The organism is Pseudoalteromonas sp. G5_S1_14_S5 (assembly GCF_054968605.1).
On the sequence record NZ_JBQKUM010000011.1, the window covers coordinates 32,787 to 50,412 of the forward strand.

Annotated in this window: 14 protein-coding genes; 5 read left to right on the forward strand and 9 right to left on the reverse strand. The window is 44.2% G+C overall.

What is annotated here, in order from left to right; genetic code table 11:
- Positions 1-63: 63 nt before the first annotated feature.
- The 6 genes from ACTRWI_RS05295 to ACTRWI_RS05320 all read right to left on the reverse strand — a co-directional run bounded on the left by ACTRWI_RS05295 (position 64) and on the right by ACTRWI_RS05320 (position 7,641).
- A complete protein-coding gene (locus ACTRWI_RS05295; protein WP_499129768.1) occupies positions 64-1,416 on the reverse strand; it encodes a sigma-54-dependent transcriptional regulator in 1,353 nt (450 codons plus the stop codon).
- On the reverse strand, positions 1,413-3,377 hold the full coding sequence (locus ACTRWI_RS05300; protein WP_499129769.1) for an ATP-binding protein: 1,965 nt from the start codon (positions 3,375-3,377) through the stop codon (positions 1,413-1,415). Before ACTRWI_RS05300 ends, ACTRWI_RS05295 begins: the two co-directional genes overlap by 4 nt.
- 308 nt (positions 3,378-3,685) lie before the next feature.
- Positions 3,686-4,672 carry an N-acetyl-D-Glu racemase DgcA gene (gene dgcA, locus ACTRWI_RS05305; protein ID WP_499129770.1) on the reverse strand — a complete coding sequence of 329 codons (987 nt, stop codon included), beginning with the start codon at positions 4,670-4,672 and terminating at the stop codon, positions 3,686-3,688.
- A gap of 57 nt (positions 4,673-4,729) precedes the next feature.
- Entirely contained in the window at positions 4,730-5,737 is a 1,008-nt protein-coding gene (gene dgcN, locus ACTRWI_RS05310) for an N-acetyltransferase DgcN (RefSeq protein WP_499129771.1), read from the reverse strand.
- 150 nt (positions 5,738-5,887) lie between these two features.
- The gene (locus ACTRWI_RS05315; RefSeq protein WP_499129772.1) at positions 5,888-6,766 is read right to left on the reverse strand and encodes a LysR family transcriptional regulator; all 879 of its coding nucleotides are present in this window, start codon (positions 6,764-6,766) and stop codon (positions 5,888-5,890) included.
- Positions 6,767-6,849: 83 nt separating this feature from the next.
- Entirely contained in the window at positions 6,850-7,641 is a 792-nt protein-coding gene (locus ACTRWI_RS05320) for an AraC family transcriptional regulator (RefSeq protein ID WP_499129773.1), read from the reverse strand.
- Between the two features lie 162 nt (positions 7,642-7,803).
- Between ACTRWI_RS05320 and ACTRWI_RS05325 the strand changes: the two genes are divergently transcribed.
- Complete coding sequence (locus tag ACTRWI_RS05325) at positions 7,804-8,955, forward strand: MFS transporter (RefSeq protein WP_499129774.1); 1,152 nt, start codon at positions 7,804-7,806, stop codon at positions 8,953-8,955.
- A 221-nt stretch (positions 8,956-9,176) separates the two neighbouring features.
- Here the strand turns inward: ACTRWI_RS05325 and ACTRWI_RS05330 are convergent, their stop codons facing one another.
- Positions 9,177-9,692: an RNA methyltransferase gene (locus ACTRWI_RS05330; protein ID WP_499129775.1), complete on the reverse strand. Its 516-nt coding sequence runs from the start codon at positions 9,690-9,692 to the stop codon at positions 9,177-9,179.
- A 286-nt stretch (positions 9,693-9,978) separates the two neighbouring features.
- Here ACTRWI_RS05330 and ACTRWI_RS05335 point away from each other — a divergent pair, with 286 nt between their 5' ends.
- Entirely contained in the window at positions 9,979-11,640 is a 1,662-nt protein-coding gene (locus ACTRWI_RS05335; RefSeq protein WP_499129776.1) for a methyl-accepting chemotaxis protein, read from the forward strand.
- 94 nt (positions 11,641-11,734) lie between these two features.
- Here ACTRWI_RS05335 and ACTRWI_RS05340 read toward each other — a convergent pair whose 3' ends face one another.
- The gene (locus ACTRWI_RS05340) at positions 11,735-12,604 is read right to left on the reverse strand and encodes a LysR family transcriptional regulator (RefSeq protein ID WP_499129777.1); all 870 of its coding nucleotides are present in this window, start codon (positions 12,602-12,604) and stop codon (positions 11,735-11,737) included.
- 246 nt (positions 12,605-12,850) lie between these two features.
- On the opposite strand from ACTRWI_RS05340, the gene ACTRWI_RS05345 reads away from it, so the two are divergent.
- Complete coding sequence (locus ACTRWI_RS05345) at positions 12,851-13,276, forward strand: DUF3010 family protein (protein ID WP_004741147.1); 426 nt, start codon at positions 12,851-12,853, stop codon at positions 13,274-13,276.
- Positions 13,277-13,338: 62 nt separating this feature from the next.
- Here ACTRWI_RS05345 and ACTRWI_RS05350 read toward each other — a convergent pair whose 3' ends face one another.
- Positions 13,339-14,238 carry a DMT family transporter gene (locus ACTRWI_RS05350; protein ID WP_499129778.1) on the reverse strand — a complete coding sequence of 300 codons (900 nt, stop codon included), beginning with the start codon at positions 14,236-14,238 and terminating at the stop codon, positions 13,339-13,341.
- 123 nt (positions 14,239-14,361) lie between these two features.
- Between ACTRWI_RS05350 and ACTRWI_RS05355 the strand changes: the two genes are divergently transcribed.
- Positions 14,362-15,789 (forward strand): aminotransferase-like domain-containing protein, encoded by a 1,428-nt coding sequence (locus ACTRWI_RS05355; protein ID WP_499129779.1) that lies wholly within the window; start codon positions 14,362-14,364, stop codon positions 15,787-15,789.
- Positions 15,790-16,419: 630 nt separating this feature from the next.
- Positions 16,420-17,583, forward strand: coding sequence for an amino acid permease (locus ACTRWI_RS05360; protein WP_499129805.1), 1,164 nt, complete (start codon positions 16,420-16,422; stop codon positions 17,581-17,583).
- Positions 17,584-17,626: the final 43 nt, after the last annotated feature.

Sequence of the window (17,626 nt, forward strand, 5' to 3'; positions counted from 1 at the left end):
TTTCTTCCGCTTTGTCTTTTGGTTTAGGTTTGCTCTTTGCTCCTCAAGAACCAAGTTAATGAGTTAGGCTTTAAAGCTCTCTTTATCCAACTGGTGTTTCTTCATTTTTCGATAAAGCGTTTTTCGTGGTAGATTCAGCTTACTTGATACCTCATTGATATTTCCCGAGCTCTCTATCAAGGCTTCGGTTAATACGTTTCTCTCGTACAGCTCCATCTGCTTTTCAAAGGCGAAATCTTCCCCAGTCGATTCACAAATTGGCGATTGCAGATCAAAGCCATCACCGACAATACCAAGTACAAATCGGTCGGCAACATTACGTAACTCACGCACATTTCCTGGCCATTCATGTCGGCACAACTGCTGTATCTGTTCGGGATAAATCGTCGATGGACGCGTCTTGTACTTGTGGCTCGCTTGTATAACAAAATGGCGGAACAACACCTGAATGTCCTCTTTGCGTTGGCGCAGTGCCGGAAGGTTTAAACTCGCAATATTTAGGCGATAGAAGAGGTCGGCTCTGAATTCACCAGATTCACTGAGGCCTACGAGGTCAACTTTACTCGCGGCAACCACCACAATATCGACAGGTATCAATTCATTACCGCCAACACGCTCGATCACCCGCTCTTGAATTACGCGTAGCAACTTAATCTGCACTGAAATCGGCATGCTTTCAATTTCATCGAGGAAAAGAGTGCCGCCATTGGCTTGTTCTATTTTTCCGATGCGTTTCTTATTGGCACTGGTAAACGAGCCCGCTTCATGACCAAACAGCTCACTCTCAATAATACTCTCTGTCATGCCACCACAGTTTATTGCGACAAACGGCTTTGCCTTACGACGACTAAACTGATGTAAGGCGCGAGCAATCACCTCTTTGCCCGTTCCAGTTTCGCCGTTAATGATGGTGTCGACGCCAGTATGAGAGAGCGCAAGCACTTGCTTACGTATGGTGTCCATCGCTTTGGATTGGCCGATAACCACAGATTCAATCGGTAATTCTGTATCCCGTTCGTCGTCTAACGTTGCAGGGCTGTTGTGCTGACACTGTGCCAACGCCAGGTCGAGCTTTTCTACCAACTCACTGGTATTGAGGGGTTTCTCCAGAAAGTCGAACGCACCCAACTTCATCGCCTCTATCGCCATAGGAATATCACCATGCCCGCTCATCATTAATACCGGAACATTGGCTGCGCGATGTTGGATTGAGCTCAGCAACGTAAGCCCGTCGACTTGTGGCATTCGCACATCACACAGCACCACCGACTGACTATTTGCTTTGAGGGACTTTAGACCAAGGTTTGGGTCGGTAAAGCTCGTGACACGAAAACCCTCGAGTTCCAACATTTCGCTCACCGCTTCAACAACGTCTTTTTCATCGTCTATAAGAACTATGTGTTTTTCTGAAGTCATGCGTTTATGCCTTTTGGTAGAGTGACGATAAAGGTGGTGCCTTGGTGTTCAACCGATTCGACGTGAATCGAGCCGCTAAAGTCTTTAATTATGTTGTATGCGATAGACAAACCGAGCCCGAGCCCTTTGCCAGTTGTCTTGCGGGTATAAAATGGATCAAACAGGTAAGGAATATCTTCTTCGTGGATCCCTAATCCATTGTCTTTAACTGATATCTGAATGGTGTTCAGGTGCTCTTGAGTGGAGATGTTGAGCTGAGGCAGATCTCTATGTTCAACGGCATCCAAAGCATTGCTGATCAAATTCACCAACACCTGTTCCAAACGAATGCTGTTGGCTCGCACCAATTGGCCACTTTGTGGCGAATACTGAATTGACACCACACTCTGCCGCGTTTCAAAGAGATCGATCGCATCACCAATCACCTTATCTAATTTGACGTTATCTATTTTGCCATCGCTCTTACGCGAGAATGCCTTCAAGTGACGTGTAATCGCAGCCACCTTATCTAATAAGATCTCGATCTTTTTCAGGTTCTCTTCTGCTCTGTCTGGCCTCTCTTGTCTTAACCAAAGTTGCGCGCTTCGAACGTGACTGTTCACGGCCGTTAATGGTTGGTTGATCTCGTGAGTAATACCAACACTTAGCTGCCCCAACGCAGCCAGTTTTCCAGCTTGGATGAGCTCATCCTGAGTAACACGCAGCTTGGCCTCGGCTAAGGTGCGTTCTTCCACCTCAGCCTCCAATTTGCGGTTAGTTTGCTTGACGACTTTGGCCGTAGTTTGAAAGACCTTTAGGTATTTGGCCATTTGCGTCACTTCATCTTTGCCACGAATGGCCACTTCAGTATCTAAATGACCAGTCGAAATCGCGAACATGTTGTCTTTAAGCTGCAATAGCCTTTCTAAAATACTCTTGCGCACATAGAACCATGAGATAGCCGCAGCAGCTAACACACTAAAAAGAGAAAGAAAAAGTGATAAACGTTGGTTGGATTGCAAAGAGTGTTGAGCCTGCTGAATCGACTGATCAATATTGTGGTTCACTTGACTGGTGTTCCGTTCGATTTGTACCGTTAACTGATTCAAATGTTCACGGCTGTTTTGTAAGAAATACTGCTCCTGATAGAGATGATCGAGCGCCTTGTTTTTAAGCCCGTACAAGCTGCTATCACTTGAAGCTAGGTTGTAAATTACGGCGAGCTGATGATCCAGTTCTGGAAAGGCACTTCTTAAATCGCCACTTACCCAAAGCTGCCACCACTCTTCTCCAACTTGCTCGAGTCGTAAGCTAGTGTAATCCAGCTCATTAAAACTGGAATCGTTATACAGTTTTTCTACCAAGCCTAATTGGTAGTACAGCAGGGACTTTAATTGCGTGAATTGAACCTGCTCTTTAGCTGAATCAGGCAAGCTATCGAGTGAATCACTGGCTTGCTGTAATAGCGGGTAAAAGCCTTCTAGTAGATTCCGAAGTTCTTGGTTGAGCTGTTCAGATTCAATCTCGCTTTGGTACAACAGACTGAGGCTATTGTTAACTTGAGCGATAAGATCTTTAAAATAGGAGTGATAATCCGGAAATTGCACCATAACGCTATTCATGACTGAAATAGCGCCTTCAATTTTTAGCATCGCTTGTTTACGCTCTAAATTGGATTCCGCGTCACTGAGTTGAGATGAGGTTGTGATAATGATACGCACCATGTCATTTAAGCGAGCTGCGTTATCTAAAGCGGGGATTTCACTCTCTTTTAGCTCAACAAGGCGTTGATTTAGTTTGTCAAAAGTGAAACTGGAGACTACCGAGAGGAAGATGGTGGTCATCGATAACATGGCTAACGCCAACACCAAACGCAGCTCTATGCCTTTCCAACCAAACCACTTACGACGAGGAATCTTGATCGGAAATGGACGTTCAAAACGGTCCTTGTTATCTATCACCTCTGAGACACGACTACTCACTCGCCCCACCTTCTCCTTATCAAATCACCAACATTAAAGGTCAATGATTCAATCCGTTAGGTGGTTAGCCCAACTTAAAGCCATTTCAATAGTTTTAGTGAAACTATGAAAATAAGAGCAATCATTAACATTTCACATAAAACACTATAACAAATATTTTATAAACCCTAGACTGTCTGTTTTGAGAGAGAAGAAAGTGACGTCACCGACAGAAACGTGATTACTCTATCAATACAAAAAATCGCATAGGCTTTCATCTATGCGAGTTCATCTGTATCACGTCAATTTAATGCTTGAGACTCAACGAGTTAAAGAATGATCATTCCACCTCGATAAGTCAGTGCTGGCGGCACGTCTTGACCAAGTAATACAGGTCCATCAAGATCGACAATGTCAGATTGCGCGGCGATTGGCAACGCTGAACGCATTGCCAATGAAGTGCCAAGCATACAGCCCGACATAAGAGTAAAACCAAGTCTTTGCGCTTCTTCGGCAAGTGCTAACGCTTCTGTCAGACCACCGGTTTTATCAAGCTTGATGTTAACCACTTCATACTTGCCCAATAGCGACGAAAGCTGCGACGTGGTGTGGCAACTTTCATCAGCGCACAATGGGATTGGATGCTTGATGTGTGCTAGTGAAGCATCATGCTGTTGCGGCAGAGGCTGTTCTATCATCGCGATATCAAACTCAGCCAATTGATTAAACAGCTCCTCGAGATTAAGCCCTGTCCATGCTTCATTGGCATCAAGTACCATTTTGACTCCAGGCGCGGCACTTCGGACAGCACTCACTCGCTCTACCACTTGCTCACCATCTAGCTTCACTTTTAAGAGTTTTGCACCATTAGCCACATAATCACGAGCTTGTGTTGCCATCGCTTCTGGTGTGCCAATCGAAACCGTCATTGCCGTAACTATTTGAGCGGGTAACTCAAACATACTATTTGGAAATGCCTGCTCGTTTTTCTGCGCTTCAAAATCCCAAAGCGCACAATCGACAGCATTACGAGCAGCTCCCTCAGTCAATAAAGACTGAAGATAATCTCTTAATTCAGCCGGCTCAGTCATACCACGTTCAAAGGCCGTTTCAAGAAAGCTCGCGGCTTGTTGAATTTGCGCCAATACAGATTCGGATGACTCACCATAACGTGGGTAAGGAGTACACTCACCCTGCATTTGTTTACCATTGTGCTCAATGTAAACGCGAACAACATGACACTCTGTTCGGCTACCTCGAGAGATGCGAAAAGGCGTTTGCATCGCGATAGTAATTGGTTCTGCTGTAATCTTCATAATTTCACTCGGTTAATGTTCGCTTTAACAAATGGAAACGTAGAAATGATTAAATCGTTAAAGTGAATGTCGCAAATGATCAGTGATAGGTTGTACACCAAATCGCACTGGATCCGTCACTGGCACTTGATAGGTCTCGGTCCATTCTTGACACAATATTTCAGCCTCTTCAATGCTAATCGCCGATGTATTAAGGCATATCCCCACTAGCTTCACGTCTGGATTTGTTAATCGCGCGGCTTGTAAATTCGCATCAATAGTTTGCTCTATTGTCGGCAATTTGGCATGCGGTAGATTGCGAATATATGGTCGCCCTACTTCATGACATAGCAATAAAGCATCAGCTTGCGCACCATGTAATAAACCCAAACTCACTCCTGCAAAAGAGGGATTGAACAAAGAGCCCTGCCCTTCAATGATGTCCCATTCGTGGTCAGTAAAACCTGGGCTAATCGCTTCAACCGCACCAGAAATGAAATCTGCCACCACTGCATCAATCGAAATACCGCTGCCTTCAATCAAAATACCAGTTTGCCCTGTCGCTTTGAATTGAGCAGATATTCCCGCTTCTTTAAGCGATTTTTCTATCGCCAATGCAGAAAACATCTTGCCAACCGAGCAATCGGTTCCGACAGTGAGCAGGCGCTTCCCTTGGCGAGGCTTGCCATTACCAACGTTTAGAACACCATCAAAATGGCGCACATCATGAAGCTTAGTCAATCCTCGCTGCTGCATGTCAACAAGCGGTGAAAATTCCCTCAATCGCTGGTGCATGCCCGATGCAATCTCAAATCCCATTTCTGCAGCTGCCAGTATGGTTGGTTGCCATGACTCCGGGATCACGCCACCCGAATTGGCTGTACCAATGACGAGCGTTTTCGCTCCCTGCGCTTGTGCCTCTTGCAAGGTCATATCCGGCAAACTAAGAGAAACTGTCTCTGCTGTTAAACGTAATTGACCGAGGCAGATTTCAGGGCGCCATTGGTGAATACCACGAGCGGTTTTTGCAGCCAATGGGTCTGTAACATCCCCAAGAAAAAGAAGGTAAGGTTGAGCAATAGACATGAGCATTCCTAGTTAATAAGTCCTTGTATGGATTTACTTTAATTAAGAAATTTAGCCCTGCCGAATACGAATTCATGGCGCACCTATAACATGATGTTATAAGTTGTAAACTGAGCGAAAAATAGGGTGATAGATAAAGTTAATCGTTCCCTAACAAGAACCCTTCAGTACTGCAATGAATTTCTTGGCAACAATCGACTGCGGCGTGTGCTCGGCATACAAAGTCGATACTGAGAATGGAATCTCAGGCTGCAGCGACAACACACAAACAGCATCCTCATTTTGGTACTGTTCTGCCGTCCACGGATCGACAATCGCAAAACCTGCTTGATGCTTAACCAGCTCCGCCGCAGCGCTGTATCCGCGTACCGATATCGGATGTTGATAATGCTCATCACGTGCAGTCAAGCTTTGATGGACCAGCAAACCCAGTGGATCACGATTATCGAGCCCGATGATTGGCAACGGATAATTGATTAAGTCATCAAGGGTTAAGCATGCTAGTAGATGCTCAACGGTGTTAGATGGAACCAGAACCTGAAGGGATTTGGTTAATAGCGTTTCTGACAATATCGCAGGCGGTGCTTCATCTCCAAATGCGATAGCAATATCGAGTTCATGCTTTAACAACCCTGAACACAATTCGTCGCGATTGGCTGTCAGTAATTCAAAAGAGAGCTCTTGCTCGCGAGACATTTGGGCGATCACTGGTGTTAATAATTTAGTCGCCAATATTGGTGGTGCACCAATACGTAAATGCTGATGGCCTTGCTTCACTTTGTTAGTTAAAGAACGGAATTGCCCCAGTTGTTGGTAGACCTTCTCCGCTTCTGGCAACAAAGTTTTCGCTTCAACTGTTGGCACCAGTCTGCCTTTAACACGCTCAAATAAGCCAAACCCAAGCTGTTGCTCGGTGTGCCCTAAAATACGTGTCACGTTTGGCTGAGATACATGCAAACTTCGTGCAGCTCCAGATACGGTTCCGGTCTGCATAATGGCGTAAAAGACTTCCAGTTGTCTTAGGTTCAAATCGGTGTCCTTGTGATTGGCGAGCGCAAATAAGCCATTAGACTAACATATAGATTGCTATTAGAAGCTGACATAAACGAAGGTTACATAGCCTCCTCGTTGGATGTGTTGGTCATGTAATTCATTGGTGTCATGCCTGTTTTCTGACGAAAGAAATGAATAAATGCACTGTCACTGGAGAACTCCAACCTATCGGCGACATCCGATATGCGCATACCACTCGACAGCAATTCAATCGCACCCAACAAGCGCCACTGCTGACGCCAACTTTGATATGGCATCCCGGTTTCTTTATTAAAGATCCGAGTGATCGTCTTTTCGCTCGCTCCAACAACCTCACTCAATTGTGCCAACGACGGTGCCATAAAATCTTTGTTATCAATATCAGATAACCAAGATTTGAGACGGTGGTCTTGAGGTAACGGCAATGACAAGTACACCTCTTGCGAGTCGTTCAACTCTTCGATAAACAAATTCAACGTATTAATTTGCTCATTATTCGGCTTATCAAATGCCCAAAATGCCATTCGTTCTATCAAGACTCTCATTAACGCAGTGATATCGAAAATCATCACACCTCTAGGCAAGCGCTCTGACAAGGATTGATCAAAGTACAGTGAGCGATATTGGGTAATGTTAGTCATCTGAGCATCATGTTGGACGCCTTTCGGGATCCATGCAGCCCTCATTGGGGGCAAGACATACTTCACATCTTCCAATGTGATAGTCATGCATCCGTGCTTCGAAAACATTAACTGGTCTTTGTCATGAAAATGTATGCCGGAAGCGTGATTAGAAACCTCAGCAGCAATACCAACGACTAACCCGTTATGGTCGTCTGCACAAAAGTCATCTTGTTCTGAAATCAACGCCATTGAGCAACCCGTCCTTATTTCGATATTTTATGTCCAAATCTCATTATAAGACATTAGCACATAATGCCTAGAATAGTACCTGTTCTGTTACCCCCCTGATTAAAAGGTTCAGGAAATAACTAAATCATTACGATGTTAATTAGAGGTATTTAAAAACAAAAAATGAACAAGATAATTGGAAAAATTTCGATCCCATTGGCGGTTGTGTTGCTAATGTTTCCACAAATAGTAGAAACCATGTATAGCCCGGCTCTGACTTCTGTAAAAAACCACTTTGGGGTTAGTAGCAGTGAAGCGGCACAAGCGATGTCTATATTCTTCATTGCTTTTGCATTCGGAGTCGTATTCTGGGGGCGCATGTGTGATGTATTGGGAAGACGAGTCTCTACATTATTTGGGTTAGTCGTATTTATCATTGCAGCACTATTTACCATGTTAGCGCCAACATTCACTTTAATGCTCACGGGCTTTGGCTGCTGTGCTTTTGGTGCTGCTGTTGGTTCTGTTTGCACACAGACTATTATCCGTGATGGTTATCAAGGTAAAGAACTCAGCCACGTCTTCTCGATTGTGGGCACCTCTATTGGTATCAGCCCTGTTGTTGGGATGTTGGCTGGTAGTTGGTTGACGTCTGTGGGTGGCTATAAATGGGTATTCATGGCGATGGTAGTAATTGTGGCTATCTTACTGATTTGGTCACTAGGCAAACTGCCAGAAACAAAGCCTGCAAATACAAAAAGAGACAGCCTAATCTCTGTCGCTATAAAAATGCTTACCGATGTACACATCTGGTACGTAACGTTTATGGTTGGGCTATTTAATATAGCACTATTCTCGTACTACAGTATTGCCCCGTTTATGTTTGAGCAATTAGGGGCAAGTGTGAACTTTTTTGGTAATACCGGTTTTATTCTTGCGATGGGTTCAGTACTCGGTTCTGTCATTAACATGAAGCTAATTCGAATGCATTTAAGTCATGACAAAATTGTAGCGTTTGCGTCTTGCCTATTACTGGTTGCAGGCATGGGTGTGTTTATCATGCAGGAATCCATTTGGTTCTTCATCCCAATGGTATTTGTATCGCTATCATTCGGACTTGCATTACCGAATTTGCTTAGTTGTGCTTTGACTAAGTATCACGACCACCTAGGCAGTGCCGGAGCTCTATTAGGCCTGTTCTATTACTTAATTATTGGCTTGGGCTTACATAGAGCAGCCGAGTTCGCCAACTTAGCATTGACGCTTTTAGCTTGCGCTGTTACCGCTATTATATTGGTTATCATGCACACACTGCATCAGATGAAACACCAATAGCCTCCCCCCTTAAAATAAAAAACCACCTTATTAGGTGGTTTTTTTATTACGGACATAAGTTATCAAATACAAAGGTAACTCAAATGACAACATTACTTTATATCGTGTTATCTATTGCGACCATCTTATTCATATTTGTCATCGTCAAATATATTTTAAACCTGTTTACTTTCGACTTTAGCGATATTGAGTTTTAAAAATATCTAACAACGAGCGTCAGACTAGCACTTCTCTTTGATAACTAGATGGTTGCGATTATCACGGCTTTTCTTAATCAACTCGTTGCTCTCGTCCATTTCATCTGACTTAGCAAGGCGATCATAAAGCAGCACATTCACGGTTGCAGCCAAGTTCATGCACCCAACCGTTGGCACGTACAACACGTGATCTGCTCTATCAGCAACATCTTGAGTAATAGAGCCATCTTCTGGGCCGAAAATGTAAATCGCATTTTCTGGGTGTTTAAAACGTGGCAGTGGCGTAGCACCTTCCGCAAGTTCCACACAAACGATTTTGGTTTCAGGGGCAAGGTTATCTAAAAACGACTCAACGCCCGTCAACGGAATAGTACGCGTAGCACTCTTGGTATCAGTGTGAAATTTAGCGGCTTTTTCGTAGCGTTGCCCTGTGTATTTAACTTCGTCGACCTGATAACAACCAGCCGCACGCATGACAGCACCTACGTTTGTCGGGCTTTTAGGGTTAGTTAAACCAATAGTCACATGACTTTTGTTCATGAATCTTTCTCACTTAACGAATAGACATAGCAGGGTTCTACAAAGCGTCGCATTTTAACAAAGCAACGTCGAATTCAAAAGCATCGAAACAAAAGGCCCGAACCAAAAGGACTTTCTCAACATCAAGCCTGATTGGAACAAATGTCACAACAAACATCTAACAGCCATCATATTTATAAAACAAAATAGCTCTGGGGTAACAATTCATCAATAAGCTCATTTACAAATAGCAACTGCATTCATATTGTGTTTTAAATTGCACAAGACGATCAAACAGGAAGTAGACATGACCCTAACCATCAAAAAACGTCTTTATATTCTCTCTTTCATTCCTCTGCTACTGATGGCCATCGGAATGATAAGCGTAACATATATGAAGAGTGCAGCGCTGACCGCGCAACAAGTCGAATCCACACGTAGCAAAATGATGGCCATGAAAGAAAAGGAACTTAAAGCTTATCTACAGATGGCCCAGTCTTCTATCAGCCCGCTCTTAGAACGAGGCGCAACATTAGAAGAGGCCTTACCAACCTTAAGAACACTTGAGTATGGCGAGTCGGGCTATATATTTGGTTACGACTCTAAAGGAGTGAGAATATTCGCAGGGCAAAACACCGATGGTATTGGAAAAAATTATTATGACCTGCAAGATAAAAAAGGCCATTATCTCATTCGTGATCTTATTAAGAACTCAAAGCTTGGCAAATTCACTACCTACTATTTTCCAAAACTTGGCCAGTCGGAAGCACTACCAAAACTCAGCTACTCAGTATTTATTCCGCAATGGGACTTGATGCTTGGCACTGGCTTTTACACAGACGACATTGATGCAGTCATCGCCGAGATGAAAGAGAGTTCAAACGTTGCACTACAAGGCTCACTCACCGCGATTACACTTTTTTGTGGTTTAATCGCTCTATTGGTTGCCCTATTCGCCGTTGCTGTAAACCGTACTATTATGAAGCCCATAGAACAGTTCGATCTATCAATTAAGGCTTTCGCAACTGGTGAAGCCGACTTAACAGCTCGAATGGAAACATTAAAAGTACCGGAATTCGCGAAGCTTAGCGAAAACTTCAATGCTTTTGTTACTAACCTGCAAACCATTATTCGCAGTGTAAGCGAGGTAGGTCAACAAGTTGTATCTGAAACATCCAGCATGTCTTCTCGCGCAGCTCAAGTTGATGAACTCGCGACAGGGCAACGGGAAGAAACTGAACAAGTCGCTACCGCTATGACAGAGATGACAACAACGGCTCAGGAGATATCAAGCAACGCTAGCCAAGCGGCGGATTCAGCGAAACTTGCAGAGGGCAATGCCAAAGAAGCTCAGCAAATCGTAAACGCGGCGGCTGATTCAGTAGCTGTTTTAGCTAGTGAGGTATCGGAGGCTAACGCTGTCGTATCTCGTTTAGAAGACGATGTACAGAACATCTCCTCTTCGTTAGCAGTCATTCAAGACATTGCCGAGCAAACCAATCTATTGGCACTGAATGCTGCAATTGAAGCCGCTCGAGCAGGTGAACAAGGCCGTGGGTTTGCAGTAGTCGCCGATGAGGTTCGTAAGCTAGCGAGCCGAACTCAGGAGAGTACAGGCGACATACATAAAATGATTGAGCAGCTAAAAGCCGCTTCAGATGCCGCAGTGAAAGCGATGGATTCAAGTCAGAATAGAAGTACTCAAACCGTCGAAGAGGCGAACGCTGCCGCGGCTGCACTGGCGAAGATCCAAGAATCAATCGATACGATCATGGATATGAACTCGCTTATTGCGACAGCAACCGAACAACAAAATATTGTCGGCCAAGAGATATCTCAGCGTATTGTCGTCATATCAGACCAAAGCTCTCAATCGGCATCGCTAGCCAACCAAAACCGCGCTGGTAGCCAAAACCTCAATAACCGCGCGAATGAGCTTTACCATTTGGTCGACCGTTTCACGGTCTGATGTGAAGCGTTCAATAAAAAGTAACGTTAACAAAAGAGCTTTAGAGTTTAGTTTCTTCAGCTCTTTTTTACGTCTATGAACAGACTGTTCAAAACTAATCTAATTGCTCAGAAAGAAAATCCACCAGCAGGCGAACTTTGGAAGATAAGTTTCGGTTTTGAGGATATAGCGCCCAGATCCCTTCTTTATCGTCTCGATAATCAGAAAGCACCTCAACTAACTCTCCAGAGTCTAGATCTTCACTCACATAATATTCTGGTAACTGTACCAAACCTATGCTTTGCTTCGCTGCATCTAATAAAGCCAAGCCACTATTACACTTGATACGTCCATTAACGCGAACTGAGCGAGGACGACCATTTTCCTTAAAACGCCAGTGCTCAAAGCCACCAACTAAACACTGATGATTACTCAGCTCAGAGAGCGTATGTGGTTCACCGTAACGTTCAATGTACTCCGGGCTTGCGCATACGTAGAGCTGTCGTTGAGAAAGCTTCTTTGCCACCAGGCTAGAATCTTCTAGTCGACCAAGACGGATCGCGACATCGACACCAGAGTCGATTAAGTCGAGCTTTTGGTTGGTCAGCATTAACTCTAATTCTACTTGCGGGTGAAGCTTTAAAAATTGGTGAAGTATTGGGGCTAGTTGACGCTCACCATAGGTGACCGGTGCTGTCACTTTTAGCAATCCTTTCGGGGTCGATTGCATTTGTGTTACCGCCAGTTCCGCAATTTCTAAGCCCTCGACCAGCAACTTACACTGCTGATAATAGAGCTGCCCTGCTTCTGTTAGCGAAACCTTTCGAGTCGTTCGGTTAAGCAGTTTCACCGCGAGACGTTCCTCGAGGTTTGCTACTCTGCGACTTATTTGAGCGACCGATGTAGCAAGCTTCTGCGCAGCACCAGTAAAACTCTCACGCTCTGCGACTGCAACAAACTCACTTACCCCTTCCCAATTGGCCATGCCTTTACCTTGTACTGAACTACGGATACCAATGCAGTGTATTGAAGTTACCGATCTCTGTCACCTTAATCAGCAGACTTTACCAATAAATATCAGTTACCTTTGGTGTCAGACTTTTTCAAGCGGCTTTGTTTTAGGTTCAAATATCGACTAATTTTGAATTATTTTTGTCGAATCCTCTCAAATAGTGGAGAAGTATCAGAAATAACACCATAATATACGGCTCTAAAATAAGTAGGTAAGAACATGAAAATTTGTGGTGTTGAAATCAAAGGTAACGATGCAGTCATCTGTCTTCTTTCTCTGTCAGATGGTGTATTTAACATCCCTGATTGCCGAGTTTCTAAGGTTTCTATCAGTGACGCTAACGACACACAGAATATGAAAGACTTTCAATTCTCTTTTGCAAAGTTAATGGAAGATTACCAAGTAGAAAAAGTAGTGATTCGCCAACGCCAAACTAAAGGCAAATTTGCTGGCGGTGGCTTCGGCTTCAAGCTAGAGGCTGCGATCCAACTGATCGACGGTCTAAACGTTGAAGTTGTTTCTCCGGCAGACATCAAAGAGAGCCTAAAGCGCAACCCTCTAATGATGAAGTTCAAAGAGACGGGTCTTAAGCAGTACCAAGAAGCACCGTTTACAACGGCTTACGCTTGCTTGATGAAGCGCTAATCCAAAGCCGCTAGAAAGTTATTGATAGAGTAAGAGCCTGAGTATTCAGGCTCTTTTTGTTTTTAACGGTTTAAAGCCGCTGGTCTTCGGAACCTAATCAATTCGGGCTTCTTCACTACCAGATAAACCGCAGTGGCTGACAGCGCAAAGCCCATTGCACCATAGACATCGAATGACTCGCCGAAGATAAGCCACGCTTGAATTGCGGTCGTCGGTGGGACGAGATAAAACACTGATGCCACATTTGAAGACGCCCCATTCTCCACCATGTAAAGCAACAACAGTATTGCGACACAAGATAGAACGACCACCAGCCAAATCAGCGTTAACGTGAATTCTAGCGTCCAGTTCACCTGCATGGTTTCGTAACGCATAGCGAAAGGCAGGAACAACGCTGTCGAGGCCATGTACTGCACCATTGCACCGCCTACCATGTCTGTCCCCTTACAGAAACGCTTTTGATATAAAGTGCCGCACGTAATACCTACCAATGAGACTAAACATAACAGTGTCGCCAGGCCTTTTTGGTCATCTGATTGCCATGCAATATTCCCCATTAACACTAAACTAATACCCGCAAAACCGAGTGCCAAGCCAAGCCATTGCGCAAAGTTAAAACGCTGTGAGGTGCAGCTGACCATGATCAGCGCGGTAAGAATAGGTTGTAGACCCACCAATAAAGAACTCAACCCAGCAGGCATACCCATATCAATCGCCAAATAGGTCCCGCCTAGGTAAAAACCGTGAATCAAAATACCGACCAAACAAGCATGAAAAAATGCTCGACCACGAGGAATACGACGCTTAAGAATGGCAATCAAAACCAAGAACAGCCCTACGTTAGCTATCATCCTAAGTGACAATAATGTTGCGGGCTCAGCGTATTCCACACCAAGACGTGCGCCCACAAAACCTGACGACCACAATATTACAAACACGAACGGAATCATTTTAATAAGCATTACAAACCTCTGGTCAACTCTTCATCAATGCTGTTACCTTAGTTGGGTACAGATAACTAATAAAGATACAGATATAACACTTTAAATGGTTACAGATTGATAATTATGGAACGGGAGAACAGCGTGGAAACAGAAGTCAGCGGCAATAAATACCTTGCCACCGAGCAACACATTAAAGCTCAAATTGACAAAGGGCTCTTTCACCCTGACGATCGCTTACCCTCAATCCGACAACTAAGCGAGCAACTGGGTGTGAGCAAAAACACCGTGATTCGAGCCTACCAAGAACTCGAAGCAACAGGTTGGGTGTATTCCGTTCCCAAGTCGGGTTATCGCGTCAAAGTTCCGAATACAACGAGTTGGGATGCGCCAAGCCAACCTCAAAAAGTTGATCTGTTATCTGTCACTAAATCTGTGCTCTCCCGTCCAAGTGGGCGTTTAAAGTTACAATCAGGCTCTGCTCACCCAAACATTAACACCCCCGCCATTCGTAGCCTGTACGCTGAAATTGGTCGCCACAGCCGCTTGCAGACTCAACTTCCCGGCTATTATCAACTCCCCCCTGGCGACGAACAATTAGTAAAACAATTGTTAAAGATCACCCATGATCTTGGTGTGCCTTCGGGATCGAAAGAAATTGCGATTACTCACGGCGCGCAGCAAGCGATCAGTTTAGCGCTGCGTGCGTTAACCAAACCTGGCGATATCGTTGTGGTTGAATCTCCCTGTTACTTTGGCAACTTGCTACTGCTGGAATCATTGAGTCTACAAGCGCTTGAAATCCCAAGCAGTGTGAGCCACGGAATCGATATTCAAGCACTACAAAATGCCTTAAATCAATGGGAAGTGAAAACACTGCTGCTGACACCAAACTTTACTAACCCAACTGGGTCGAGAATGCCTCTGGCGAATCGAAAAGCACTATTGGAGATAACTGGCTCTTTGCCGATTATTGAAGATGATGTATTCGGAAGCTTGGCGTTTGATGCTCCACTTGCGAGCTTGAAAGAACTGGATGACAAAGACCGAGTGATCTACGTGAACTCTCTATCCAAAACTTTAGACTCTCGCCTACGTTTGGGCTGGTTGCTTTCTGGTCGCTATCAACCTTTAATCGAAAAGTACCTACTGTGTGACAACATGGGCAGCTCTAACCTGATGCAGTCAGCCGTCGGCCAGTTTCTGACCACAGGAAAGTATCGCAGTCATTTATCTAAGATGAAACGACTCTATCAAACTAACCAAAAGCAGTTTCAAAGTCTTTTGATTCAAGCATTAGATAGTTACCCACATCTTGTTGGCCGCTACCACCTTTCCAAACCTGAAGGGGCATTTATAAACTGGATAACGCTCCCCGAATCACTCGACAGTTATGCCGTCTACCAAGAATGCTTGAAACACAAAATCGGTATTTTACCTGGTACTATTTTTGGTACACACGATCAATACAAACATTGCCTGCGCTTTACTGTCGCGAACATTGAAGAGAGCAAGGATTGGAAAGAAGGAATCGCAACTCTGGCGAAAATTATCGCGAAGCATGTGCGTTAACTGCACATAAGAGTACCTCTCACCGATATAAGAAAAGCTCCTCTCATTTTGGTAGCAAAGATAAACTATGAAGTTGTAGTCAGGTCAACAGCATTTTAGAACAGCAGCAATTTGAGACAGGGCAACCAAATACAAATCAATCGCCGTTGGACACAAAAGAACCAGCGCAAAACTACAAAACAGCAAACGATACATAACCCCCTCACATAATTGGTGTGAGGATAATAAGAGCGAAGTGCCCAACTACCGAGTGGCTTCTACGACAACGGTTCTTTCCATTTACGACAAACCATCAAGATATGAATAAAGTGACAGTAGTGGATTAATAAAAAAGCAAGTATCTGAGTCGATTTTAGGGAAATAACAATTCGACCTAACTTGCCAAAGCTAGACAATTATTAAGTGGTGATAAATTTGTAAAGGTTATAAAAACGATAAAAACAATCACCACCCAAATGCCTTAAGGTAAAATTCATATACACAACAAATTTCAGCTTAATTATTTTAGAAAAATTCAAAAATAATTAGAAAATAAGCCCTAACTTTACTGAGTAATTTGTTAGGCTTGGCAACAAATATTTACAATCCAACTAAAAGTTAATTGGATACTTAGAGGTTGCTTTTTTGAATATGAAATTATTCGGCAGTTCTTTGATTCTTTCAGGAACTGCATTAGGGGCTGGCATGCTTGCTATTCCCATGGTGTTGGCTCAATTTGGATTCATGATCAGCTCAGTGCTGATGCTACTCATCTTTATCGGCACCACATACTCAGCTCTCCTATTAGCAGAAGCGTGTACCAAAACCAAAGATAACAGTGGCATGAGCAGTGTTGCTTACCTCACTCTGGGCAGCAAAGGAAAACACTTTATCAATGCACTCTTTTACCTGCTGCTAGTATGCATGTTGATCGCTTATATCCTGGGTGTCGGAGACATCATCCATAAGCTTTTACTCGATGTTGGTGTAGATGTGTCTACCTCTGCAGCTTACACAGCTTTTAGCCTATTAACGGGTGTGATTGTTGTGGCAGGCAAGTCTTACATCGACAAACTGAATCGTGGCTTATTCATCTTGATGGTGGTGATGCTGTTTATTGTTATTGCCTCTCTGTTTAGCAATATTCGCCTTGATTACCTGACTCAAACTAGCCAATACACGGCGAATGACGTGGTGCAATACAGCGCGGTTATCTTTACCAGCTTTGCATCTATGGTGGTGATCCCGTCATTGGTTATCTACAACCGTGAAGCGACTCAAAAGCAGATCCGCAATATGATTCTATTGGGCTCTGTGATCCCTCTAGTCTGCTACCTCACTTGGCTGTTCGCGATTATCGGAAACCTTGGTACAGACGCGATCAGTCAGTTCCACAACATCTCAGAGCTCATCTCTGCGTTTAGTGGTCAATCGTCTTGGCTAAAAGTCGTGATTGCACTGTTTTCTGCGCTTGCTTTGGTGACCTCTTTCCTTGGTGTATCCATGGCGCTATTCGACCAAAACAAAGATGCGGTGACTAATAACAAGTTCATGGCTTACGCTTTGACCTTTGTGTTGCCTTTGATATTAGCTGAGCTGTTCGCTAGCCAATTCGTCAGCATGTTGGACTATGCTGGCATGGTGTTGGTGTTCCTCGCGATTTGGGGCCCTCTCGCAATGGTAGTTAAGGTTCGCAGACCTGACTTCCCTCACCTACAAACCGAGGGCAGCTACACTGTAGCAGGCGGCGACACTGCACTTGTTGCTACCTTTGGCTATGGTGCGTTAATTTTCGTGTCTTGGTTTATGGGTTAGAGTTTTAGGGCTAGCCCAAACGTCTTTAATAAAAAAGCCCGTG

Excerpts from the sequence above, each read along its gene's own strand:
- ACTRWI_RS05350 (WP_499129778.1), bottom strand. The coding sequence starts at position 14,238 with ATGCTTATTAAAATGATTCCGTTCGTGTTTGTAATATTGTGGTCGTCA.
- ACTRWI_RS05360 (WP_499129805.1), top strand. The coding sequence starts at position 16,420 with ATGAAATTATTCGGCAGTTCTTTGATTCTTTCAGGAACTGCATTAGGG.
- ACTRWI_RS05325 (WP_499129774.1), top strand. The coding sequence starts at position 7,804 with ATGAACAAGATAATTGGAAAAATTTCGATCCCATTGGCGGTTGTGTTG.
- ACTRWI_RS05345 (WP_004741147.1), top strand. The coding sequence starts at position 12,851 with ATGAAAATTTGTGGTGTTGAAATCAAAGGTAACGATGCAGTCATCTGT.
- ACTRWI_RS05330 (WP_499129775.1), bottom strand. The coding sequence starts at position 9,692 with ATGAACAAAAGTCATGTGACTATTGGTTTAACTAACCCTAAAAGCCCG.
- ACTRWI_RS05335 (WP_499129776.1), top strand. The coding sequence starts at position 9,979 with ATGACCCTAACCATCAAAAAACGTCTTTATATTCTCTCTTTCATTCCT.
- ACTRWI_RS05320 (WP_499129773.1), bottom strand. The coding sequence starts at position 7,641 with ATGGCGTTGATTTCAGAACAAGATGACTTTTGTGCAGACGACCATAAC.
- ACTRWI_RS05295 (WP_499129768.1), bottom strand. The coding sequence starts at position 1,416 with ATGACTTCAGAAAAACACATAGTTCTTATAGACGATGAAAAAGACGTT.
- ACTRWI_RS05340 (WP_499129777.1), bottom strand. The coding sequence starts at position 12,604 with ATGGCCAATTGGGAAGGGGTAAGTGAGTTTGTTGCAGTCGCAGAGCGT.
- dgcN (WP_499129771.1), bottom strand. The coding sequence starts at position 5,737 with ATGTCTATTGCTCAACCTTACCTTCTTTTTCTTGGGGATGTTACAGAC.
- dgcA (WP_499129770.1), bottom strand. The coding sequence starts at position 4,672 with ATGAAGATTACAGCAGAACCAATTACTATCGCGATGCAAACGCCTTTT.